Annotated in this window: 23 protein-coding genes; 18 read left to right on the forward strand and 5 right to left on the reverse strand. The window is 68.6% G+C overall.

The window, feature by feature from the left end:
* Window positions 1–227 precede the first annotated feature (227 nt).
* From L3i22_RS42260 to L3i22_RS42275, 4 genes are all read right to left on the reverse strand, one after another.
* The gene (locus L3i22_RS42260; RefSeq protein WP_221323051.1) at window positions 228–1,415 is read right to left on the reverse strand and encodes a cytochrome P450; all 1,188 of its coding nucleotides are present in this window, start codon (window positions 1,413–1,415) and stop codon (window positions 228–230) included.
* Window positions 1,416–1,423: 8 nt separating this feature from the next.
* Entirely contained in the window at window positions 1,424–2,647 is a 1,224-nt protein-coding gene (locus L3i22_RS42265; protein WP_221323052.1) for an MAB_1171c family putative transporter, read from the reverse strand.
* 34 nt (window positions 2,648–2,681) lie between these two features.
* Entirely contained in the window at window positions 2,682–3,197 is a 516-nt protein-coding gene (locus L3i22_RS42270) for a hypothetical protein (RefSeq protein ID WP_221323053.1), read from the reverse strand.
* A 105-nt stretch (window positions 3,198–3,302) separates the two neighbouring features.
* The gene (locus tag L3i22_RS42275; RefSeq protein WP_221323054.1) at window positions 3,303–3,797 is read right to left on the reverse strand and encodes a helix-turn-helix domain-containing protein; all 495 of its coding nucleotides are present in this window, start codon (window positions 3,795–3,797) and stop codon (window positions 3,303–3,305) included.
* A gap of 418 nt (window positions 3,798–4,215) precedes the next feature.
* Here L3i22_RS42275 and L3i22_RS42280 point away from each other — a divergent pair, with 418 nt between their 5' ends.
* Window positions 4,216–4,566, forward strand: a complete 351-nt coding sequence (locus tag L3i22_RS42280) for a winged helix-turn-helix transcriptional regulator (RefSeq protein WP_221323055.1) — start codon at window positions 4,216–4,218, stop codon at window positions 4,564–4,566.
* Between the two features lie 181 nt (window positions 4,567–4,747).
* Here L3i22_RS42280 and L3i22_RS42285 read toward each other — a convergent pair whose 3' ends face one another.
* Window positions 4,748–6,208 carry a DHA2 family efflux MFS transporter permease subunit gene (locus tag L3i22_RS42285; RefSeq protein WP_221323056.1) on the reverse strand — a complete coding sequence of 487 codons (1,461 nt, stop codon included), beginning with the start codon at window positions 6,206–6,208 and terminating at the stop codon, window positions 4,748–4,750.
* A 198-nt stretch (window positions 6,209–6,406) separates the two neighbouring features.
* Here L3i22_RS42285 and L3i22_RS42290 point away from each other — a divergent pair, with 198 nt between their 5' ends.
* From L3i22_RS42290 to L3i22_RS42370, 17 genes are all read left to right on the forward strand, one after another.
* On the forward strand, window positions 6,407–7,003 hold the full coding sequence (locus tag L3i22_RS42290) for a TetR/AcrR family transcriptional regulator (protein ID WP_221323057.1): 597 nt from the start codon (window positions 6,407–6,409) through the stop codon (window positions 7,001–7,003).
* 554 nt (window positions 7,004–7,557) lie between these two features.
* Entirely contained in the window at window positions 7,558–8,919 is a 1,362-nt protein-coding gene (locus L3i22_RS42295; protein ID WP_221323058.1) for a cytochrome P450, read from the forward strand.
* A gap of 23 nt (window positions 8,920–8,942) precedes the next feature.
* Entirely contained in the window at window positions 8,943–10,697 is a 1,755-nt protein-coding gene (locus L3i22_RS42300) for a biotin carboxylase N-terminal domain-containing protein (RefSeq protein WP_221323059.1), read from the forward strand.
* Between the two features lie 74 nt (window positions 10,698–10,771).
* Window positions 10,772–11,416 carry a TcmI family type II polyketide cyclase gene (locus L3i22_RS54735; protein ID WP_370644291.1) on the forward strand — a complete coding sequence of 215 codons (645 nt, stop codon included), beginning with the start codon at window positions 10,772–10,774 and terminating at the stop codon, window positions 11,414–11,416.
* Window positions 11,413–12,681, forward strand: coding sequence for a beta-ketoacyl synthase (locus L3i22_RS42310; protein WP_221323061.1), 1,269 nt, complete (start codon window positions 11,413–11,415; stop codon window positions 12,679–12,681). The genes L3i22_RS54735 and L3i22_RS42310 overlap by 4 nt, the downstream gene beginning before the upstream one ends.
* On the forward strand, window positions 12,678–13,889 hold the full coding sequence (locus L3i22_RS42315) for a ketosynthase chain-length factor (RefSeq protein ID WP_221323062.1): 1,212 nt from the start codon (window positions 12,678–12,680) through the stop codon (window positions 13,887–13,889). The genes L3i22_RS42310 and L3i22_RS42315 overlap by 4 nt, the downstream gene beginning before the upstream one ends.
* A gap of 15 nt (window positions 13,890–13,904) precedes the next feature.
* On the forward strand, window positions 13,905–14,168 hold the full coding sequence (locus L3i22_RS42320) for an acyl carrier protein (protein ID WP_221323063.1): 264 nt from the start codon (window positions 13,905–13,907) through the stop codon (window positions 14,166–14,168).
* A gap of 20 nt (window positions 14,169–14,188) precedes the next feature.
* A complete protein-coding gene (fabG, locus tag L3i22_RS42325) occupies window positions 14,189–14,968 on the forward strand; it encodes a 3-oxoacyl-ACP reductase FabG (RefSeq protein WP_221323064.1) in 780 nt (259 codons plus the stop codon).
* Window positions 14,969–14,994: 26 nt separating this feature from the next.
* Complete coding sequence (locus tag L3i22_RS42330; RefSeq protein WP_221323065.1) at window positions 14,995–15,939, forward strand: aromatase/cyclase; 945 nt, start codon at window positions 14,995–14,997, stop codon at window positions 15,937–15,939.
* Complete coding sequence (locus L3i22_RS42335; protein WP_221323066.1) at window positions 15,936–16,841, forward strand: alpha/beta hydrolase family protein; 906 nt, start codon at window positions 15,936–15,938, stop codon at window positions 16,839–16,841. The genes L3i22_RS42330 and L3i22_RS42335 overlap by 4 nt, the downstream gene beginning before the upstream one ends.
* Entirely contained in the window at window positions 16,838–18,424 is a 1,587-nt protein-coding gene (locus L3i22_RS42340; RefSeq protein WP_221323067.1) for an acyl-CoA carboxylase subunit beta, read from the forward strand. Before L3i22_RS42335 ends, L3i22_RS42340 begins: the two co-directional genes overlap by 4 nt.
* Window positions 18,425–18,456: 32 nt before the next feature.
* Window positions 18,457–18,648: an acyl-CoA carboxylase epsilon subunit gene (locus tag L3i22_RS42345; protein WP_221323068.1), complete on the forward strand. Its 192-nt coding sequence runs from the start codon at window positions 18,457–18,459 to the stop codon at window positions 18,646–18,648.
* Entirely contained in the window at window positions 18,645–19,028 is a 384-nt protein-coding gene (locus L3i22_RS42350) for a lipocalin-like domain-containing protein (RefSeq protein ID WP_221323069.1), read from the forward strand. The genes L3i22_RS42345 and L3i22_RS42350 overlap by 4 nt, the downstream gene beginning before the upstream one ends.
* Before the next feature lie 29 nt (window positions 19,029–19,057).
* Window positions 19,058–19,645 (forward strand): biotin transporter BioY, encoded by a 588-nt coding sequence (locus L3i22_RS42355; protein WP_221323070.1) that lies wholly within the window; start codon window positions 19,058–19,060, stop codon window positions 19,643–19,645.
* A gap of 106 nt (window positions 19,646–19,751) precedes the next feature.
* Entirely contained in the window at window positions 19,752–20,495 is a 744-nt protein-coding gene (locus L3i22_RS42360) for a site-specific integrase (RefSeq protein WP_221323071.1), read from the forward strand.
* Window positions 20,496–21,243: 748 nt separating this feature from the next.
* A complete protein-coding gene (locus L3i22_RS42365) occupies window positions 21,244–22,200 on the forward strand; it encodes a hypothetical protein (RefSeq protein WP_221323072.1) in 957 nt (318 codons plus the stop codon).
* Window positions 22,201–22,390: 190 nt separating this feature from the next.
* On the forward strand, window positions 22,391–23,389 hold the full coding sequence (locus L3i22_RS42370; protein ID WP_221323073.1) for a hypothetical protein: 999 nt from the start codon (window positions 22,391–22,393) through the stop codon (window positions 23,387–23,389).
* The last annotated feature ends 39 nt before the right edge of the window (window positions 23,390–23,428 follow it).

A 23,428-nucleotide genomic window follows, 5' to 3' on the forward strand; every position in this document is an offset into this window, starting at 1 on the left:
GATCAATTCGCAGTCCGGGTCGCTTCAGGTGGCTTTGGTAATCACCGGCGGCCGAGGTCGCCCGAGCCCGGGCGGCCGATCCCATCGGCCGCTTCGTCGTCCTCCCACCGGGCCGCAAGGCACGTCGCCGTTGGTCTGGTGGCTGCGGTGATCCCGATCATCCGGCCCGTAGCCGGTTCGTCTGGTGCCGGCCGTCTGGGCGCAGCTGTGTCGCGGCCCAGTCCCGGCTACTGGCCCGATCGCGACGGCATCAGGACCACCGGCAGAGCGGTGAGCCCGCGGGCACGGAACGACGACCGCCATGCGAGGTCGCTGTCGGGGATGGCCAGGGCCATGGCCGGGTACCGCTCGGCGAACGCCCGGATCGTGCCGGTCAGCTGCAGGCGGGCCAGGGGCGCGCCCAGGCAGTGGTGGATGCCGTGGCCGAACGCGACGTGTGCGTTCGGGCTCCGGCCGAGGTCGGTGCGCGACGGCTGGTCGAAGGCGGCCGGATCCCGGTTGGCGCCGGCGATCAGGAGCATGACCGTGTCCCCAGCGCTGATCCTCTCGCCGCCGATGACCAGGTCGGTCGTGGCGAAGCGGCGGATGGACAGCGGGGTCGGCCCGCTCAGCCGCAGGATCTCCTCGATGGCGGCGGGGACCGCGTCCGGGTCGCGGCGCAGTTCGTCCCGGAGGCCCGGCTGCCGGAGCAGGGTCAGGATGCTGTTGCCGACGGCGTCGATCGTCGTCTCGTAGCCGGCCCAGAGGATCAGGAAGATCAGCGAGGTGAGCTCGTCCTCGGTGAGCCGGTCGTCGCCGTCTCGGGCGCCGATCAGCGCGCTGGTGAGCGTGTCGTCGGGACGGGCCCGGCGCTCCGCGATCAGCTCTCGGATGTAGTCGTCCAGCGCGGCGACGGCCTGCCGCGGCGTCCAGAGCTGGTGCGGGCCGGGGGCGAGGAGGGCATCCGTCCAGGACCGCATCTGATCAAGGCGGTCCGCGCCGAGGAACTCGCCGATCACGGCGAGCGGAAGCGGCGCGGCGAAGGCGCCGATCAGGTCGGTCACCTCGCCCGGGTCGACGGCGGCGAGCAGCCGGTCGACATGGCCCGCCACCACCGGCCGCAGGTGCTCCACGCGCCGAGCGGTGAAGGCCTGGTTGACGAGCCGCCGAAGCCGGGTGTGCTCCGGCGGGTCCAGGTTGAGCAGGTTCGCGTCGAGGGCCGGAGGCAGGGCGAACCCGCTGTACCCGGCGTTCGCGTAGGTCCGCTGCAGGGAGAGCCGAGGGTCCGCGAACGCGGCCCGGACATCGGCGTGCCGGGTCACGACCCAGACCGTGCCCCCGTCCGGGGTCCGCGCACGGTGGACCGGCGCTTCGTCACGCCACCGGTCGAAGGCGAGGTCGGCGGTGGCCCAGAAGTGTGGATCGTCGGTCAGCATGAGTCACCTCAGGAGGTAGGGACAGGATGTTTGGCACGGAACCGCGCGACGATGCCACCGACGATCGGAAGGCGCCGGGCGTGCGACACGGCGATGAGGAAACGCACCTCGGCGATCACGTCGGCGCCGCCGTGCAACTGCTCTGCGATACCGGGACCGGTCAATTCACCACGGGCGGCTTCCTCGAGGCCGTACTCGATCAGCGCCGCCTGCACGACGCCCTCCAGATCGTCGCCGTGATATCCGGCGGCCGCGGCATCGGCGCGGGCTGCCGTGGCCAGAACGGTGGCGTGGCGGGCCCGTCCTAGGGCGATCTGGGCGTCCCGGATTTCCGTCTTCATCCGGCCGAGCCACAGCCGCAGGTCCCGCGGCCGGCAAAGGAGCGGCGGGCCCGCCGGGACAATGTCGGTCAGACGCACGGCCGGGAACTGGTTGGTGAGTCGGCGCCACAGCGGATGCAGGGCGCGGAACTCGAAGTAGCGGTGGATCCATTCCGTCACCCGGGACAGCACGGGTCCCCAGGATGGCATGGTGAGGCCTGTCATTGTCAGCAGGGCGCACGCCACCGTCGACAGCCCAGCGGCGGTCTCCCATCGTGCGGGGTCGAGGCCTGCCTGCGGGGCGAGGACGTCGGCCAGCCGGGCCATCACGTAGACGACTCCGAACATAGAGCCTACGGCGGTCCAGTAAAGGCCACGGCGCAGCCAGAGGCGGCCGGCCGCGGGCCCGTAGGACACGCAGAGCCGGATCACGTCGATGCGCCCGATGAGGAAGGTCGTCAGGTAGATGACCATATAGATCCCCATGAGCGGGATGCTTGCGACATCCGCCATCCAGCCGCGGGTCTCCTCACGCCCGATGTCGGCCTGCAGGAACAGGGCGACCATGGCGGCGATCGCCACAACGGCGAGCACGAGCCGCCACCGTACCCGGCGGTGCGCCGTCTCCGGATCGAGCCAGTTGATCAGCACGAGCTGGATGCAGAAGGTGTAGACGACGACCAAACACTGTGACAGGACACCAGCCACGTTCGGGGCGCCGGCGAGGGCATCCACCCGTGCCCAGATCGCCGGGGTCGCCAGCCCGAAAGTCATGCTGAGCGCGAGGAAGGAACCGACGAATGCAAGGGATTTCACGTCGCGCCGACGTCTGATCACCATCGGAATCCGGCTGGCGGCGATGGCGATATTGAGTCCGGAACAGAATGGGTAGAGCACGTCCTGAAAGCTCATTCCGGCGGCTCCCAAAAATGATTGCTGCGGCGCACTACCACAGCCACGAAAGGTCGTGATCGATGCGTTGAAGGATTTCTGCGTCGTCGGCGGGTGCCGCGCGTTTCGGCTCGAGAGCCCATTCCGTCGCCGCGCACTCGATCATGGTCGCAAGAAGCTCGGCCTCACGCTCGGCGCCGGTGTCGAAGTTGGTTCGGGCCAGCATGCGCCCCACCAGCGCTGGGTCGAGGTCGGGGACCAGCAGACCAATATCGGCGCGATGAAGGGGAACGGCATTGTGCCCGGCGAGAATGTGACCCAGCTCGTGCAATTCGACATGGCGCTGGTGGTCGACGGAGGTACCTGCTGTGACGTATACCAGATCTTTTCCCGAGATCGATACCCAAAGCCCACACGGTCCGCCGGCCGGCGTATCCACCACGCGTACCTCGATCGGTCTCCCGGTGATCCTGCTGACCTCGGCGCGCAGGGTGGTCATGCTCAGCGGGACGGGTATGTCGATGGCCGATACAATCTCTTCGCATCGGCGTTTTATGTCATCCGGATCCATGCGCCTGCATCCCCTTTCTTCAGCGTTAAGTTCATCACCTCCGATAATCCATTCAAGGATTGCGGTCACAACTGTGGTCGCCGTTTCCCGGTTGCATCCATGTCGTTAAAAACCATCTCGGTCGGCGATCCCGGCTCGGCGCCGCTCACGCTCCACCTGCTCGGTGAGCCAGTGCAGCGCTTCGGGCCCCAGGGAGGCCGCCCGCAGCGCGAGAGCGGTCACTCCGGCCTTCTTCAGGACTGCGAGCAGGGCTAGCTGATCCTCAACCCGTTTGGCCTCGTCATCGTCGGCGATGAGGTACGTCGACGGCACCCCGAACACCTCGGCGATACCGTACAGAACATTGACAGTCGGGTTATTCCTCACTCCGGTCCGCAATTGCTGGATGTACTGCGGAGAGACCGGTAGGCCGCGGGTCGCCAGGTCCCTGGAAACCCGATCGTCGGTGAAGCCCGGCACCGTCTCGTACAGGTGCTTCAGGCGGCGCGATATGCGCAGTCCCCGCTCATTGCCCCCTACCAAGAAAACACTCCTCCCAGTTTGGATGCCACGAATGGGCTGGCGCCGGTTGGTGACGATCGACTGATCGACCGCAAGCATCGACTGAGTCTGCCGACTCCGTCAAGTCCGTCGATGCCATACCGCCATGCACGTGCATTTGCATGATCGCAGCCGTGTGGCGATAAACACTAGAATCCGATCCCGAGCAGGTGGTTGACATGCACGACCGTCACTCTATGCTAACGGTTGCATCTCTATGGGAGTTGATTAGTTTTCATAATTAACCAACTGACAGTTGTCCACCGGCGGCCGCTGCTCCGTGCGGCCAGAACGGGCAGCTGGATCGGCGCACGGGGAGGAACGACGGGGTGCGGAAGAGGACGAAAATTCGGATCAGGCCGGTCAACTCGACGGACGGCTCGGGCATGCGCCGGGCAGCAGCACAGGAAAACAACGAGAGCAATCACTGCAACGCGCCCCGCACAACAAAACAGAGGATCGGGGACGGTGGTGGCAAGTGACGCTTTCACAGGAAAAGCACAGGGACCTGATAAAAGAGATCTTTCAGCATCGCTGGTATGAACCGATCTTGCGAATCCTTAACGATGGCGAGGCGCGTTATCGGGAGATCCGGGCCGGTCTGATCACGCGGTATCCGGGTTCGCCGGGTGACGGTTACATCAGTCGCGAACTCGCCGGGCTCAGCCGGGCGGGGTTGGTGCACAAGCGTGAGACCGGCCCGAACCGATATCTGTACTCGCTGACCGACGACGGGCTCTGGGCGATCGGGGTCTTCGACGCGGCCTACCGTGCCCCGATGGGGAACGCCACCGCGGTGGCCACGGAGCAGGATGATCTGCTGGGATAGCCCCGGCGCCGGGCTGGGCAGTGCAAGGCCGTTTCCGGTCCGGTGCCATGACCGGCGGGTCGAGGGGGACGGCGCGACGAACGACCTCTCGGAATCCCTCGGGGGATGGGACACCTCGCGTCCGCCGCGCCGCCTCCGCCGACCCGGCGCCCAAGACTGCCGGCCACCGGTAGGTGTCCGGTCAGGCCCGCGGTGCCGACACGCCGCCGGCAGGCGAGCCGGCTTGCTTGCTGGCCGGAAGCAATGACGCCAGCAGGATCGGGAACACGGTGAAGCCGAGCGTCCACCAGAACGTCGTGCCGAACGCGTGGACCACCCCCTCCGACGTTCGCGCGGCGCCGGCCACCGCGCGCGCGAGCAGCACGGCAACGACCGTGGTGCCGAACGGCGAGCCGATCCGCTGAACGATGTTGAAGGCGGTCGTGCCGCGGGCGATCTCGGCCTTGGGCAGTCCCGCCACCGCCGAGGCGTTGATCGCCGAGTTGGCGGCCCCGGCCCCCATCCCGCGCACGAACAGCGCGGCGATCAGCAGCCAGGTCATCGTCCGGGCGGAGGGCAAAGCGAACGGCACGGTACCGAGGGCCATCAGGAGGAACCCCCAGCCGATCCGGGCCCGGGCGCTCACCCGCCGCAGCAGGCTCTTGCCGCCGATGATCAGCGCGGCCGCGCCGATCCCCTGCGGGACCAGGAACAGGCCGGTCTCCACGATCGACGCGCCGCGAACCTGCTGCAAGTAGAGCGGCAGTAGCAGCATCGCGCCGAACATGGTGAACCCGGACAGGATCGACAGGCCGCTAGTGACCGCGAACCCCCGGTCCGTGAACAGCCGCACGTCGATCAGCGCCTTCGCGCCGTCGCGCACGGACCAGCCGATGAATCCGAGCAGTAGCCCGAGGCCGCCGGCCATCGGCAGCCAGACGCCGGTGGACCGCAAACCGTGGTCGCCGCTGACATTGCTCAAGGCGTAGATCACCAGGGTGAGGGCCGGCGCCAGCAGGATCAGCCCGACGGCGTCCAGCGACCGGCGAGTCGCCGACGCCGATTTCGGCGGCAGCACGATCCGGGCCAGGATCAGGCCGGCCACGCAGAACGGAACGTTCACCAGGAACAGCCAGCGCCAGCTCGCCGCCTGCAGCAGTAGGCCACCGGCGACCGGGCCGAACACCGGGCCGATCTGCACCAGCAGCGAAAAGCTGCCCATCGCGGTCATCAACCGGCGTTGACCGGCGGCCTGGGTCAGCAGCGTCATCAGCGCCGGGATGATCAGCCCGGCGCCCAGACCCTGCAGAACTCGGAAACCGATGAGCGCGGGCAGGTTCCAGGCCAGCCCGCACAGCACCGACGCGACGAGGAAGACGGTGAGCGCGGTCATCCAGGTGGCACGCCCGCCGAGCCGGTCGAGCAACCAGCCGGACAGCGGCACGATCGCGGTCATCGCCAGCAGAAAACCCGTGATCACCCACTGCGTGTCGGTCAGACTCGTATGAAAGACGCCGGACAGCCGGTCCACACCGACGTTGACGATCGTGGAATCGAGGATGCTGGCGATCGCACCCACCCCGAGCGCCACGATCGTGACATTCAGCCGCCGATCGCTCACCTCACCCGGCGACGCCGACGGGACGGCAGTTTCAACAGCCAAGACTTCCTCCTGCGTACGACATGAGCCGCCCGGCCTGCCGGGCGGTTCTTTCGACGCGGGATTCCGTCTGACGACTGCGACCGACATCGGTCACTGCCCACCTCGACAGTGGAACATAGTCACTACCAAAGTGCAACGGATCCAATGAAAGAACGAGACTCAAATACGACCGACACGCCCGTCCTATACGCTCACGTCATGACGACTGTCGTGAGCCGGCGCGACCGCAAGAAGGCCGCCACCCGCCAGGCCCTGGCCGACGCCGCCCTTCGGCTGTTCACCGAGCGGGGATACGACAACGTCACCGTCAAGGAAGTGGCCGAGGCCGCCGACGTCGCGCTGAGCACCCTGTTCAAGCACTTCCCGGCCAAGGAGGCCCTGGTCTTCGAGGAGGATCAGGACGTCGAGGACGCGCTGATCCGCGCGGTGCTCGAGCGGGCGGACGACGAGTCGGTGCTGCACGCCCTGTGTGAGCACCTAGTGCTGACCAGGACAGGGCGGCACATCAGCGCACCGGATCTCGCCCTGGTGGAATCCACGCCGGCCCTGCGGGAGTACGCCCGGCGGATGTGGCTGCGCCACGAGCAGGCGCTGGCCGCCGCTCTCGCCGAAGCGACCGGACGCGCTCCGGACGATCTCGCGGTCACCAGCCTCGCTCGCCTCGCTTTGGACGCCCCTCAGCTCGTGCGTGGCAGCGGTGATCCGGCGGCCGCCATGCGTGGCCTCTTCCATCTGATCAGTGACGGCTGGGCGGCAGCTGTCACGCCCGGCGGTCAGCCAGGACAGCACCTCTGACCCTCGTAGCGACTTGCATTGCGGAGCGACTTCGATTACGGTGACGTTCCGATGGTGGCGGCATCCGGTTGCTCCTGACCCGACGCCCACATCGGCAGCACCAGAATTCCTCGGAGACCGACCCGGCTTCCCGTCGGCGAATGGCGCGCCTCCGACTCGCCCGGCATCGGGCAGGCATCGCATTCCGTATGCCCCCACACGGTTCAGCACGCCGTTTAGGCTTCCCCAGAAAATGCTGTGAAAATCCCAGCGCCGGAGCGACGGCAGCAATTATTCGCGCGCCTCAGCAGCGCAGCAGACACCCTCTGAGGCCCTCTTGCGGGCTGCAGTTTTCGCAGGTCAAAGCGCAACTTCGAGGATTACCTCGCGACGCGCCATCCGGTGCGCACAAATGATGCGCACCAAGTAGTGCGCATTCGTATCGGTGTAGCGCAATCAGCCGGTCTGGGATAGACAGGACCTCGCGACAAATTGCACGCGTCGCGGTTCATCTCGAATTAACACGCTCCCTACAACTTCCGTATTGACTCCCGCGGCGAACCCGCCGCAAACTGTTGGCCGATAGCGAATTGAGTCTCCCCGTCCGTGAGGCAATCCGCCCGCGACGGAAACCTTCGCCGATTACCGCGGCCACCGAAATCACGGCCGGCGGACGATTCTGCCTGCTTCCATTCCTGCGAGAAAGGGAGACGATGGATAGCATCTACGATTCCGACACCGAGGGAATGCTGCGCTATCCGCCCCGGCGAAAATGTCCCTTCGACGTGCCGGAGGCGTACGCCGGACGGCGGCGCGACGAGCCGGCCAGCAAGGTGGTCATGAGCGACGGCCGCCCGGTCTGGCTGCTGACCCGCTACGACGACGTACGGGCCGTCCTGGCCGATCCCCGGTTCGGCGCCGATCGCCTCGCCGACGGTTTCCCGGTGCTCGCTCCGGGCCAGACCGAAGGCCTACGGCAACAGCCGAAATTCATGATCAGCATGGACGGGGCGGAGCACTCGACCGCCAAGCGCCCGCTGATCCCGGAGTTCTCCGCACGCCGGGTGGCCGAGATGGCGCCGCAGATCCAGCAGATCGTGGACAACTCCCTGGACGCGGTGCTGGCCAAGCCGCAGCCCGCCGATCTCGTCGAGGAGTTCGCCCTGCAGGTGCCGACAATCCTGCTGGCCCAGCTCATCGGCGCCGATCACGGCGATCACGAGTTCTTCAAGGATCTGGTGTTCCGGATGATCTGGCGCAAGACCGACGGCCCGGAACGCGTCGAGATCTCCAAACGCCTGAAGACCTACTTCGAGAAGCTCATCGCCGACAAGGTGGCAGCCACCGGCGACGACGTGCTGAGCCGGTTGATCGCCCGGCAGCTCGACGAGACCGGCGAGGTGAACGTCGATGTCCTCAACAGCACCGCCCAGCTCCTGCTGATCGCCGGATACGAGTCGAGCGCCAGCATGATATCGCTCGGGATCTACACCCTGCTGACCAACCCCGGGCTGCGCGCCGAAATCGCGGCCGACCCGGAGAAAACGCCGTTTTTCGTCGACGAGATGCTGCGTTTCTACTCCATTCTTGACGTTGCGGCCGGCCGAGTGGCACTGGAGGACGTGGAGATCGCCGGCGTCACCATCCGGGCCGGCGAGGGCGTGATGGCCTCGACATTCGCCGCCAACCGGGACCCGAAGGTCTTCCCGGACCCGGACCTGATCGACATTCATCGGGCCTCCCGGCAGCACGTGGCATTCGGATACGGCCCCCATCAATGCATCGGAGCCAATCTCGCACGGCTGGAACTGCGGATCGTTTTCGACACCGTTTTGCGCCGGGTCCCGCAATTGCGGCTCGCGGTCGACGAGAACGACCTTCCCTTCAAATACGACGCACTCGCGTTCGGCCTGCACGAACTGCCGGTCGCCTGGTAATCGGAAATTGCGAGGAAAATGCCATGCGCAAGGTGATCATCGCCAATCGCGGCGAGATCGCGGTTCGCGTCGTGCGAGCGTGCCGTGATGCCGGGATAGCCAGCGTCGCTGTGTACGCCGAACCGGACTGGGACAGCCCGCACGTCCGGATGGCCGACGAGGCCTTCGCCCTGGGCGGAGACACCCCGGCCGCCAGCTATCTGGATCCGGCCCGGTTGCTGCGCGCCGCGGCAGAGTCCGGGGCCGACGCGGTCCATCCGGGCTACGGCTTCCTGTCGGAGAACGCCGGCTTCGCCCAAGCCGTCATCGACGCCGGGCTGAACTGGATCGGCCCACCGCCGCACGTCATCCGCGAACTGGGCGACAAGGTCGCGGCCCGCCGCATCGCCGCACGCGCAGGCGCACCCCTGGTGGCGGCCACGCAGGATCCGGTGCCGGACGCGGCCGCGGTCACGGACTTCTGCCGGGTCGCCGGACTGCCGGTCGCGATCAAGGCCGCGGCCGGCGGCGGAGGGCGTGGCCTACGCGTGGCACGCACCCTGCAGGAGATCCCGGAGCTCTACGAATCGGCCGTACGTGAGGCGGTCACCGCATTCGGCAACGGTGACTGCTTCGTCGAGCTGTACCTGGAGCGGGCCCGGCATGTGGAGACGCAATGCCTGGCCGACGCGTACGGAAACGTCGTCGTGATCTCCACCCGGGACTGCACGCTGCAACGCCGGCACCAGAAACTGGTCGAGGAGGCGCCCGCGCCGTTCCTCAGCGCCACCCAGACCGAACAGCTGTACGCCGCGTCCAAGGCCATCCTCGCCGAGGCCGGCTACATCGGCGCCGCCACGTGCGAATTCCTGATCGCGCCCGACGGCCGGATCAGCTTCCTGGAGGTCAACACCCGCATTCAGGTCGAGCATCCGGTCAGCGAGGAGGTCACCGGGATCGACCTGATCCGCGAGCAGTTCCGCATCGCCGACGGGCAGGCCTTGAGCGCCGGGGATCCGGTGACCCGTGGCCATTCGATCGAGTTCCGGATCAACAGCGAGGATCCCGGGCGCGGATTCCTACCGGCTCCCGGCCAGGTCACCGCCTTCGTGCCGCCTTCGGGTCCCGGCATCCGGCTCGACTCCGGAGTGGAGGCCGGAACCGTCATCGGGCCGGCCTGGGATTCGCTGCTGGCCAAACTCATCGTCACCGGCGCGGATCGCGAGCAGGCCCTGCAACGGGCCGCTAGGGCCCTGGCCGAGTTCAGGATCGAAGGACTCGCCACGACCCTGCCGTTCCACCGGGCGGTCGTGGCCGATCCGGACTTCACCGCGGAGCCGTTCCGCGTGCACACACGGTGGATCGAAACAGATTTCAACAACACCATTCACCCGTACGAAACGATCGCCACCGGCTCGGGCGGCCCGCCCGCCCACCTCCGCGATGTGATCGTCGCGGAGGTGGGCGGCCGCCGGGTCGAGGTCTCGCTGCCCGCCCAGCTGATCGCCGCGCCGGCCCGGCTGCCGGAGCAGCGGCCGCGGCGGGCGATGCTCCGGGACGGCCCGCGCAAGGCGGCCGTCTCCGCCGACGCCCTGATCTGCCCGATGCAGGGAACCGTCGTCAAGGTGCTGGCCGAGGACTCCCAGCAGGTCACCGAAGGCGAGATCGTCGCCGTCGTCGAGGCCATGAAGATGGAGCAGCCGATCCGCGCCCACAAGGCCGGAACCATCGCGGGCCTGCGCGTCACGGTCGGCCAGAGCATGGCGGGCGGAGGCACGCTCTGCGAGATCCACGGGTGAGGCGGGTCCACGACGGACCGCCCGGCACCCGTTCCCCGAGCCTCAGCAAAGACTCGAGAAAGCGAAGAACAGACATGGCAAGCACGCTGATCGTAGGAAAGATGGACCCACTCGCGGCCCCCGAGGTCGCGAAGATCCTCAGTGAGTTCGACGGCCGGGGCACGGCCGGCGGCCCGCGACGCCGGCAGGTCTACGGCTACTACGACGTCTACGTCGAGGTGCTCGACGACGACTCCCCGAGCACCTCGCAGGAGCCGCTGCGAGCGGCGCTCGCCGACTATGTCGAGGTCTACGACCCGGAAGTGGCCTCAACGCCGTTCCAGCCCACCGCGACCGGCTTCTACCACCGGCAGCTCGCCTCCCCACTCGATCTGACCGCGCTGCACAGCACGGTGATCGTCAACCGAATGGACCCGGCGGTCGTCCCGCGCGTCGCCGAGCTGTTCGGCGGGCTGGACGACACCGACTTCCCCCAGCAGATGGGCACCCGCCGGCGGCAGCTGTTCCGCTACGGCCGCGATCTCTACTTCCACGTCCAGGACTTCGATCACACGGACGGGAACCAGACGATCGACCAAGCCTGGAAGCAGGCCGACCCGCGATTCATCAAGATCTGCGCCGACCTGGACCCGCTCGTGCACAAGTACGACCCGGCCCGATGGCGCTCGACCGCCGATCAGATCGCCAAGCGGTTCTACCACTGGGAGGCTCCGGCATGAGCCGGCGAGTTGTCATCACCGGCGTCGACGTTCTCGCGCCGGGCGGCGTCGGCGTCAAGCAGTTCTGGGACCTGCTCGCCCAGGGCCGCACCGCCACCCGGGCGATCACGCTGTGCGACCCGAGCCAGTTCCGATCACGAGTGGCCGCCGAGATCGACTTCCGCCCCGAGGATCACGGACTGACCCCGCGGGAGATCGCCCGGATGGACCGGGCCGCTCAGTTCGCCGTGGTGACGGCCCACGGGGCGGTCGCGGACAGCGGCATGAGCTTCGCCGACATCGATCCGTATCGCGTCGGTGTCGCTCTCGGCACCGCCATCGGCGCCACGATGCGCCTCGACCAGGACTATCGCATCGTCAGCGACGCCGGAGCTCTCGACCTGGTCGACCACACGTACGCGCACCGGCACTTCTACAACTTCTTCGTCCCCAGCTCGTTCACCGCCGAGGTCGCCACCGCCATCGGCGCCCACGGACCCGGCACCGTCGTATCGTCGGGTTGCACGTCCGGCATCGACGCCGTCGGCTACGCGGCTGAGCTGATCCGCGACGGGTCGGCCGACATCATGATCACCGGCGCGTCCGACGCGCCGATATCACCGATCACGCTGGCCTGCTTCGACGCGATCAAGGCGACGACACCACGATGCGACGAGCCGCACCGGGCTTCGCGTCCCTTCGACCAGACCCGCAACGGCTTCGTCCTCGGCGAAGGCGCCGCGATGTTCGTCCTGGAGGAGCTGGACAGCGCCCGTCGCCGCGGCGCCCGGATCTACGCCGAGATCGCCGGATACGCCAACCGCTGCAACGCCTACCACATGACGGGACTACGGCCGGACGGCGCCGAGATGGCCGAGGCGATCCGGGCCGCGCTGGCCGAGGCCCGGATGAATGCCGAGGATATCGACTACATCAACGCCCACGGGTCCGGCACCAAACAGAACGACCGGCACGAGACGGCGGCCTTCAAGAAGAGCCTCGGCCGGCACGCCTATCGGACCCCGGTGAGCTCGATCAAGTCGATGGTCGGTCACTCGCTGGGCGCGATCGGTTCCATCGAAATCGCCGCCTCGGTGCTGGCCATGGCCAACAGCCTCATCCCGCCCACGGCGAATCTGCACAACCCCGACCCGGAGTGCGACTTGGACTACGTACCCCTCATCGCCCGTCCCCAGCAGACCGACACCGTCCTGACCGTGGGAAGCGGATTCGGCGGCTTCCAGAGCGCCATGGTCCTCTCCCGTCCGGAACGGGTGACCGCATGAGGACCGCGGTGGTGACCGGGCTCGGGGTGGCCGCGCCCAACGGCCTGGGAGCCCGCAACTTCTGGAACGCGACCCTCGCCGGCAAGAGCGGCATCGGACCGATCAGCCGCTTCGACACCTCCTCCTACCCCGCGACACTCGCCGGCGAGATCCGCGACTTCGACGAGGAGCAACTTCTGGCGGCCCGGTTGTTGCCGCAGACCGACCGCGTCACCCGGCTCTCCCTGGTGGCCGCCGACTGGGCGCTCGAGAACGCGGGGATCCGCCCCTGGGAGCGGGCCGAGTTCGGCATGGGCGTCATCACCGCCAGCTCGGCCGGCGGATTCGAGTTCGCCGAACGGGAGCTGCGCAATCTCTGGGCCAGGGGTGGCAGGTACGTGAGCGCCTACCAGTCCTTCGCCTGGTTCTACGCGGTCAACAGCGGCCAGATCTCGATCCGGCACGGCATGAAGGGTCCCAGCGGCGTGCTGGTCAGCGATCAGGCCGGTGGCCTCGACGCGGTCGCGCACGCCCGCCGCCAGATCCGCAAGGGCACCGACCTCGTGATCACCGGCGCCATCGACGCGTCGCTGTGCCCGTGGGGCTGGATCGGGCTGTACGGCACCGGGCGGGTCAGCACCGCCGTGGACCCCGACGCCGGCTATCTGCCGTTCGACGCTCGCGCGGCCGGTCACGTCCCCGGCGAGGGCGGCGCGCTGCTGGTCATGGAGTCCGCCGAGGCCGCCGAACTGCGCGGCGCCCGGATCTACGGAGAGGTCACCGGCTACGCGGCGACCTTCGAGGCCGCCGCGGACAGCGGCCGGGAGCCCGGCCTGCGCAAAGCCATCGAAGGCGCTCTGGCCGACGCCCGGCTGCGGCCGTCCGACATCGACGTGGTCTTCGCCGATGCGGCCGGGGTCCGGGCGCTCGACCGGGCCGAGGCACAGGCGATCACCGCCGTGTTCGGCGCACGACGCGTTCCGGTCACCGCGCCCAAGACCATGACCGGCAGGCTCACCTCGGGCGCCGCGCCGCTGGACCTCGCCGCCGCGTTCCTGGCGTTCGAGGACCAGGTCATCCCGCCCACCGTCAACGTCGAGCCGGACGACGAGCACGAGCTCGACCTGGTTACCGGCCAGCCTCGCGCGGCCTCACTGCGTACCGCCCTGGTGCTCGCTCGCGGCTACGGCGGCTTCAACTCGGCAATGGTCATCACCTCCCACTCCTGAACGGAAGGAAACATCATGAGCGACCGCGTCTTCGCCATCGACGACCTCAAGCGGATCCTCAGCGAGGGCTCCGGCACACCGGAAGGCGCTGACCTGGACGCCGACATCCTGGATGCCCAGCTCTCCGACCTCGGCTACGACTCGCTGGCGCTGCTGGAGACGGCGAGCCGCATCGAGCGCGAGTACACGATCGTCGTCGACGAGACCGTGCTGGACGCCACCCTCACTCCCCGCACGCTGCTCGAACTGGTCAATAGCCAGCTCAAGCAGCACATCTGAACGGAACAGGGGACAAACACATGACGCAGCAACGGGTAGCCGTCGTCACCGGCGGCACCAGCGGAATCGGCCTAGAGGTGGCTCGCCTGCTGGGCGCGAGCGGTCACCGGATCTACCTCGGCGCCCGCAACGACGAGAACGTCTCGGCGACCGTCAAGCAGCTGCGCGATCAGCGGATCGAGGCCGACGGCAGCGTCGTCGACGTGCGCTCCGACGCGTCCGCGCACGACTTCGTGCAGGCCGCGGTCGACCGGTGGGGACCGGTCGACATCCTGGTCAACAGCGCCGGCATCAGCGGCGGCGGGGTCACCGCGGACCTGCCCGACGAGGTCTGGCACAACGTCATCGACACCAACCTCAACGGCGTCTTCCGCCTCACCAGAGAGGTGCTCAACACCGGCGGCATGCGCGAGAAGAGCCGCGGCCGGATCGTCAACATCGCCTCCACCGCCGGCAAGCAGGGGGTAGTCCTCGGCGCCCCGTACTCGGCCTCGAAACACGGCGTCGTCGGCTTCACCAAGGCCCTGGGCAACGAACTGGCACCGACCGGGATCACGGTCAACGCGGTCTGCCCCGGATACGTCGAGACGCCGATGGCGCAGCAGGTCCGCCGCAACTACGCCCGGCTGTGGAACGCCAGCGAGGAGGCGGTGCTGGCCAAGTTCGAGGCGAAGATCCCGCTGGGCCGCTACTCCACCCCGCAGGAGGTGGCTGGGCTGGTCGGCTACCTGGTCACCGACGCGGCCGCCGCCATCACCGCGCAGGCGATCAACGTCTGCGGCGGGCTGGGCAACTTCTGATCCACCCGACTCGAGGAAGGCGAGAAATGCCGCTGTCCGAATACCGCACGACCGAACACGACATCGTCGTCGCGGCCCCCGCAACCAAGATCTACCAACTTCTTGCCGACATACGCAACTGGCCGCGGATCTTCCCGCCGACCATCCACGTCGAGCACTTCCCGGAAAGCGAACGGGACGAACGCATCCAGATCTGGGCCACCGCGCAGGACCAGGTCAAGAGCTGGATCTCACGGCGCCGGCTGGACCCGGACAGGCTGCGCATCCAGTTTCGCCAGGAGGTCAGCCAGACCCCGGTCGCCGAGATGGGCGGCTCCTGGATCATCGAGCCGCTGTCGGAGCGCAGCACGAAGGTCCGCCTGCTGCACGACTACCGGGCGGACAGCCCGGAGAACCTCAACTGGGTGGACGAGAGCGTCGACCGCAACTCGCGGACCGAGCTCGGCGCGCTCAAAGCCAACATCGAGGCGGACACCGGATCGGCGGACAAGACCCTGTCGTTCCAGGACACCGTACGCATCGACGGACCTGCGAGCGCGGCGTTCGCGTTCGTCAACGACGCCGACCGGTGGATCGAGCGTCTGCCACACGTGTCCGCGGTGCGCTTCGAACAGCAGCCGGCCGGGATCCAGGTCCTCGAGATGGACACCAGGTCACCGGACGGGTCGACGCACACCACCAAGTCGTACCGGGTGGCGTTCCCCTCGTACAGCATCGTCTACAAGCAGGTGACGCTGCCGGCTCTGCTGTCGCTGCACACCGGGCGCTGGAGCTTCACCGAGGTCGACGGCGTCGTCGAGGCGTCCTCCCAGCACACCATCGTGATCGACACGCAGCGGATCGGCGACGTTCTCGGCCCGGACGCCGACCTCGACGCCGCCCTGGAGTACGCGCGCAACGCGCTGAGCGCGAACAGCCAGGCCACGCTCGCCCTGGCCAAACGCCATGCGGAGACCGGGATCCGGGTATGAGCGGCGATCTGCGGCTCGCCCCCGCCGGCTTCGCGGGTTCGGTCCGCCCGGTCGTGCTGAACGCCGACGGGCAGCCGGTCTCCGGCCTGTTCATCCAACCGGAGACCGAGGTTCCCCGAAGCCTGGTGCTCGCCCTGCACGGGGCGGGCACCAGCGCGGCGTACTTCCACGGTCAGGCGCACGGCGGCCTCTCCTTCCTGGACCTGGCGGCGAGGTTCGGCCACAGCGTGCTGGCGATCGACCGGCCCGGCTACGGCCGGTCGTCCACCTGGTTGCCGCTCGGGCTCGCCGCCGGCGATCAGGCCGCGGTGATCACCTCGGTGCTCAGCGACGTGACGGCCCATTTCCCGATCGGCGCTGGCGTGTTCCTGCTCGCTCACTCCTTCGGCGGCAAGGTGGCCCTGCACCTGGCCGGGGACAAGGCGATCGACGAGTTGCTCGGCGCGGACATCTCCGGGTGCGGGCACCAGTACGCCGTCGCACCGGCGCGACCGGGCGCCGGCGGCGGGCAGTCGGCCAGGAACTGGGGCCCGTTGCGCCTGTACCCGTCCGGCACGTTCAGCGCGAACGCCAGGATGTTCTCGACGGCGCCGGCCCGGGAGGCCGCGGACGCGCTCCGCTGGCCCGAGCACTTCGCCGACCTCGCCGGCCGCATCGAGGTGCCGATCCGGTTGACCTTCGCCGAGCACGAGGCCTGGTGGCGCTGCGACGCCGCGGCCCTCGCCGACCTGCACACCCGGCTGTCCCGCGCGCCACGGGTCGTCATCGACCAGCAGCCCGCCGCCGGACACAACGTCAGTCTGGGCTGGGCAGCCCAGGCCTACCACCTGCGGGTGCTGGCCTTCCTCGAGGACTGCCTGCTCCGCCGAGAACACGAACCCGTGGGAGGACTGGTCACATGACGCTGCAGGAGATCTCTCTCGGCTCGCCGACGTCGGAAGGCCCCGACCGCATCGACGAGCTGGCGACTCTGAAACGCCTGATCGGCGAGGGCCCGGATCCGGCCGCGACCCAGCGCCAGCACGCCAAGGGGAAGCTGACCGCCCGCGAGCGGATCGACCTGTTGCTGGACGAGGGGTCCTTCAACGAGGTCGAGCCGTTTCGCCGGCACCGGGCCCAAGGTTTCGGGCTGGAGGCCAAGCGGCCCTACTCCGACGGCGTCATCGTCGGATGGGGCACCGTCTTCGGCCGTACCGTGTTCGTCTACGCCCACGACTTCCGGATCTTCGGCGGCGCGCTCGGCGAGGCACACGCGCAGAAGATCCACAAGATCATGGACATGGCGCTGGCCGCCGGCGCGCCGATCGTGTCCCTCAACGACGGCGCCGGCGCCCGCATCCAGGAAGGTGTGACCGCGCTCGCCGGCTACGGCGGTATCTTCCAGCGCAACGCCGCGGCGTCCGGGGTGATCCCGCAGATCAGCGTCATGCTCGGCCCCTGCGCGGGCGGGGCGGCCTACTCCCCCGCGCTCACCGACTTCGTCTTCATGGTCCGCGACACCTCCCAGATGTTCATCACCGGGCCGGACGTCGTGCGCGCCGTCACCGGAGAGACGGTCGACCACAACGGTCTCGGTGGCGCCGACGTGCACGCCGAGACGTCCGGGGTCGCTCACTTCGTCTACGACGACGAGCAGAGCTGCCTGTCCGAGGTCCGTTTCCTGCTGTCGCTGTTGCCGCAGAACAGCCGGGAGCTGCCCCTGGCCGCATCCGGAACGGACCCGGCCGACCGGCGCTGCGACCGGCTGCTCAGCATCGTTCCGCCCGACGGCGCGCAGCCCTACGACATGCGCGAGGTCCTCGCCGAGATCGTCGATGACGAGGAGTACCTGGAGGTCCACGAGAAGTGGGCGCCGAACGTCATCGTCGCGCTCGGCCGGCTGGACGGCCGGCTGACGGGTTTCGTCGCCAGCCAGCCCCAGCACCTGGCCGGGGTGCTCGACATCCACGCCAGCGAGAAGGCCGCCCGCTTCGTGCAGATGTGCGACGCGTTCAACATCCCGCTGGTCACGCTCCTGGACATCCCCGGCTTCCTGCCCGGGGTGGACCAAGAGCACGGTGGCATCATCCGGCACGGTGCGAAGCTCCTGTACGCCTACTGCACCGCCACCGTCCCGCGGGTCTCCCTGGTGCTGCGCAAGGCTTACGGCGGCGCGTACATCGTCCTGGACTCGCGCAGCGTCGGCGCGGACCTCGCCCTGGCCTGGCCCACCAACGAGATCGCGGTCATGGGGGCCGACGGCGCGGCCAGCGTCATCTTCCGCAAGCAGATCGCCGCGGCCGACGACCCGGAACTCGCCCGCAAACAGCTCGCACAGGACTACCGCGAACAGCTCATGCACCCCTACTACGCGGCGGAACGTGGCCTGATCGACGACGTCATCGATCCCGCCGACACCCGGACCGTCCTGATCGACGCGCTCCGGATGCTCGCCACCAAGCACGTCGACGCCCCGCACCGCAAGCACGGCAACCCTCCGCAGTAGCCACCAGCGCCTGCCGGACCGGAGGAACGACCATGGCCGATGACCGACCGCTGCTGCGCGTCGACGGGCCCCTGGACGACGAGGAGACGGCCGTCGTCGTCGCGGTGCTGCTCGCCGTCGCCCAGGCCCGCGCGCGGCGACTCGCCGCTGCCTCCCCCGAGGCGGCCCCCTGGCATCGCCGCCGTCAGGGCTGGCAGCCACCACGAAGAAGGGATCCTCGATGAATCCGGTCGGGACATGGCGTCTCGTCTCGTTCGATCAGGCTGACGCCGATGGCCGGACGCTGGCGGGCCCGCTCGGCGCCCAGCCTCGCGGCCTGCTCATCTACACCCCGGAGGGACACCTCTCAGTGAGCATGATGAGCACGACCGCGGGACAAACACCCCAGTTCATGGGCTACGCCGGCCGGTGGCGGATCGACGGCGCCCACCTGATCCACCAGATCCACGTCTCGTCCCGGCCTGACTGGATCGGCGCCGAACAGATCCGAGAACCCGAACTCGACGGCGAGCGCATGACGATCCGGACCACCCAGGTCGTCGACGGGCAGACCCGCACCCGGATCCTCTGCTGGGAACGCGCCTCCCCGCACCACTTCGCATGAATCCACGCCCCCGAGAGTGGGAGATCAGCATGTCCGTTTCCGCCGCCCTGCCACAGCCCCGGCCCCGGGTGCTGGCCGACGTAATCCCCGGCGCCATCGCCCGTGACCTCGCGCTGATCGCCGGCGGCGCCGGCTTCATCGGCGTACTCGCCCAGCTCGCCGTGCACATGCCCGGCACCCCGGTCCCCATCACCGGCCAGACGCTGGGAGTCCTGCTCGTCGGCACAGCCTACGGGGCGCGCAGGGCCGCGGCCGCCATCGCGTTGTACGCCGTCGCCGGCGTGCTGGGCGTGCCGTGGTTCGCCGGCCACAGCAGCGGCTACGTCAACGCGTCGTTCGGCTACGTCATCGGGTTTCTCGCCGCCGGCACAATGTGCGGCTTCCTGGCCGGACGCAAGGCCGACCGGTCGGTGCGCCGCTCGATCCCGGTCATGCTTGCCGGCCAGGCGCTCATCTACGGCGCCGGCATGGCCTGGCTCGCCGCGGTCGCGCACCTGACCGCAGGCCAGACGATCAGCCAGGGCCTACTCCCGTTCCTGCTCGGCGATGTGATCAAGGCGGCGCTGGCGGCCGGGCTGACGCCCATCGCGTGGGCGCTGGTCGATTGGCGTTACTGACGCCGCATCTCGAAAAAGGCCGAACGCGGCGACGGCTGCGATCGCGGACGAGCACGTCGCCCAGTTCATCTCGCGCGAGCTCGCCGCCGGCCGTGGTCCGGTCACGTTGCGCCGCTGCGTCACGGCCCTGTCGAGCGCGCTCAACGACGCCCGCCGCAACCACCGGCTGCCCCATAACGCCGCCCGATTCGCCAAGATCCCGCGCCTGCCGCGTCCTGAGCTCACCTGCTGGAGCACCAACCAGGCCAGCGCGTTCCTGCGGTACTGCCGCACCGTCGACGCCCCGATGGCGGAGCTGTTCGAGCTGATGATCTGCACCGGGATACGCAAGGGCGAGACCCTCGGCCTGCACTGGGCCGATGTGGATTTGGCGGCGCGGGCGCTGTTCGTGCGATGGACGCTGGTCAGCGTCGACAACAGCCGCAGCATGTTCAACGCGCCCAAGACCAAGGGCAGCCGAGCCTGGGTCGCAGTGTCCGACCGGGCCATCGCGGCACTGCAACGGCAACGCCGCCGGCAGCAACTGGCCACCCGCGGCTACGACGACCTCGACCTCGTGTTCGCCCGGCCCGACGGGCAACCCCTACGCCCGCAGTACGTGCTCGACCGCCTGCGCCGCCTCACCGCCGACGCCGAGCTGCCAGCCATCCGGGTGCACGATCTGCGGCACATCGCCGCCACCATCATGCTCAGCCATGGAGCGCCACTGGCAGTAGTCTCCAAGACGCTGCGGCACAAGAATGTGGCCACCACGATCGACCTCTACGGCCATCTCACCCGCGACGCCGCCGACGACGGCGTCAGCGCCACCTGCGCGGCCCTCGACGCGGCCGACGCTCTGGCAGCCTGAGCGCCATTGCAAGATTTGTGTTCGGCTGCGACAGCCACGCGACAACATGACCCCGAAATGATCTCAGGGGATATGCGGAATTCCGCATATCCCCTGGTCAGATTGGTCGGGCTGACAGGATTTGAACCTGCGACCCCTTGTGACCAACCGCGACGGTCCGAAGCTTCTCATCCGTTGCCGGAAATTGCTGTTGACCTGTACAAGGGCCGCCAGACGGCGATCAATACTTATCACTTGGTGTCACTAATCGGACGTAGTTTTCGAGGGATAAACGGGGGCGACCGCCGACCGGCCAACGGCGGGAATCTACCGGCTGCGGCCGATGCTTGTACGGCCACGGCGGGGCGCGTGCCTGCGCCGTCAGACAGCGACGATGCGCCGAATCGTGCTCGCGCCGGCCCGATGGTCCAGCTATAGAAGCTCGCCTTGGATGCTCTGCTGCCGCCATCAGGGAGTCTCCGAGCCAGGCGCCGGACCAGCTCCCGGGTCTCGTGGCTGATCGGTGGGCGACCGGCCTTGCCTGGTTAGCAGTGGAGGCGTCCGGGCCAGGGCAAGCAGAACAGCGTGCCCCGTCTGTCCAAGCAGACGCAGCAAAGTACCGTCACCCGGATGGTGTAGGACGATGACCCGGCCAGCACCGCGGTCTCACGGCTTGACCAGCACGGATGGCCTTTTCGGCACCCGCAGGACGCCCTGACACCGGGCCAGCAGCGGGCGGGCCGCCGGTTGCGGCTCTAGCATCGTGGTCATGGGTCTGCGCTCATGGGTGTCCACCGCGAAGGGCAAGGCCGTGGTGGTCGGTTCTGCGGTCGCGGGCTTGGTTGCCGGGGTGGTGGTGGCTGTCCCCGAGTGGAGGGACTCGGTCGTCGATTGGGTGACCGGAGCCGACTCGAAGCAGGCCGAGCCGGATCTTGGACTGCTCGCCGCGCCACCGTACAACGTCCCGCCGGACCGTCCCCTGACGTGTGCGGCGGGCGACGACCCGGCGGATTCATGGACGTACACGGCGACGTTCAGCGGTACCGAGGGATTGGTCGTGACGGACGTGCGGTTCGGCCCGCGGCTGGTCGCGCGCAGGATGAGCGTTCCGTATCTGATCCTCGGCGGAACCGTCGGGCATCTGTCGGCCACGCCAATCGCCTCGGATCCCGACCTGACGTCGGTGCTCGTCGGCGATGCCACCTGCAGCGCGGAGGCCGTTACGGCGACTTACCGGGTCAGCAGCCAGTCGCTGCGCCGGTCGTTCCTGGTCCGGCAGGTGTACCGGTTCGACGACTACCGTGCCGACGAACGCTGCGAGTCGAGCCTGACCGCCCAGTGCGTCCGGTTCTGGCCGTCCGTCTACTGGGCTCTGGAAGGTGCCGAGGCGAGAACCGCCGAGCTGGGCTTCGACGTCGTACAAAGGTTCGACTTCGACCCCGACCACGTCGGCACCGGCGCCGCTGACATGATCCACGACGTCGCCAGTATGAAAGGCAGCGTCCGGCACCTGGCCGAAGACGGCGCCCTGCGCTACGAGGACGCCTACCAGACGATCAAGGACGGCGGGACGAAGGAGTGGGAGAACTGGCACCAGACTGGCCGTACTTCGGTCGGGCTGCCCGGCCCTGCCGGTCAGCCTGCGGGGCTCGCCCTACGTCGGCGGCCACGCCGGCTGTTCGGAGTGCGTCCACGCTCACTGGTCCTGGTTCAGCCAACTCCCTGACCAGGCCCGCGTCGATAGCAAAGGGCGCCGCTGGAGTGACGGCCGGCCACAGATTCTCGACGGCTCCCGGCAGACCGCCTGCATCGGCTGGGTCGCGGCCTCCCGGCCCGGCACCCAGGCCGACTGGTGCGCCCGGGCCACCGCGTCGCCGGGCTGGCAGGGGGCGTCCCTGAACGGGGACCGTCCGGTGATGTACTGGCAGACCCAGTTCCGGGCTGCCACCGCTCCCTCGCCGGACAGCCCGCGCTGCACCGGCGCGGATGCCGAGGACGACGACGCGCGCTGCCGGGGTGTCGTCCTCGACGGCAAGCGGTATCCCGTCGGTGACGCCGCCTGGCCTGAGCTGCCCACCAAGAAGCACGGCGGGAACGGCTCGATGTTCATCGTTCCGGCCCGGAAACTGGCAACGGTCGCCGCTCCCGCCCGGCACGGCCAGGTGGCGATCAAGGAACTCCCGGGACGTCCCTACACGACCACCGGTGACCGCCTGCCCACCGGATGGCTGCAGCCGGTCGTGCTAACCCTTGACGACACCCACGAGCAGGGGCCGTACTACCTGCGCGTCCGGTCGACCGGCGCGGCGATCCTCAACAACGAGAGCGCCGCCGCGTCGGCCACACCGTGGGTCACCGTCTACAACGATCCCGTCCCCGGCGGGACGGACACGCCGATCACCCTCAGCCAACCCGCCCGCCCGGTCCTGACAGGCCCCGCCGGCCGTGCGCCGATGGTCGCATACGTGGTGTTCGACCGCGAGCCGCCGGCCGGGACCGTCTCGTACCAGCTGGACGCCGCTCCCGACGGCGTCGAGGACTATGCCGGCTCGACCGGCATCGGCGACACCGAACCGATATACCTAGCCGCCGCCGGCGCGGACCCGAAGCAGGCCGTGATGAGGCCGTCGGAGACGTGGCTGTCCTCGTCGTCCGAGTTTGCCTTGCAGAAGATGACCTGGTCACGGTGGGGGCCCGACCGCGCCGAGGGCACCGGCAACGCCTACGTCAACCTGTGCGACCCGACGTGCGCGGAGAGCACCGGACGAGTGACCTACCCGGTCGACGTGGTCCTGAGCGACCCCGAGACCCGATGCGGCAAGAAGTTCTTCACGACCTTCCGGATGGCGGCGAAAGGCGAACCACCACCCGGCGCGCCCGGAAACACCGACCTCGACATCGCCCCCTTCTGCTGACCGGGGCGGGCAGGCCCAGCACGGCAATGATCGGGCGAG

This window comes from Actinoplanes sp. L3-i22 (genome assembly GCF_019704555.1).
Classification (GTDB): domain Bacteria; phylum Actinomycetota; class Actinomycetes; order Mycobacteriales; family Micromonosporaceae; genus Actinoplanes.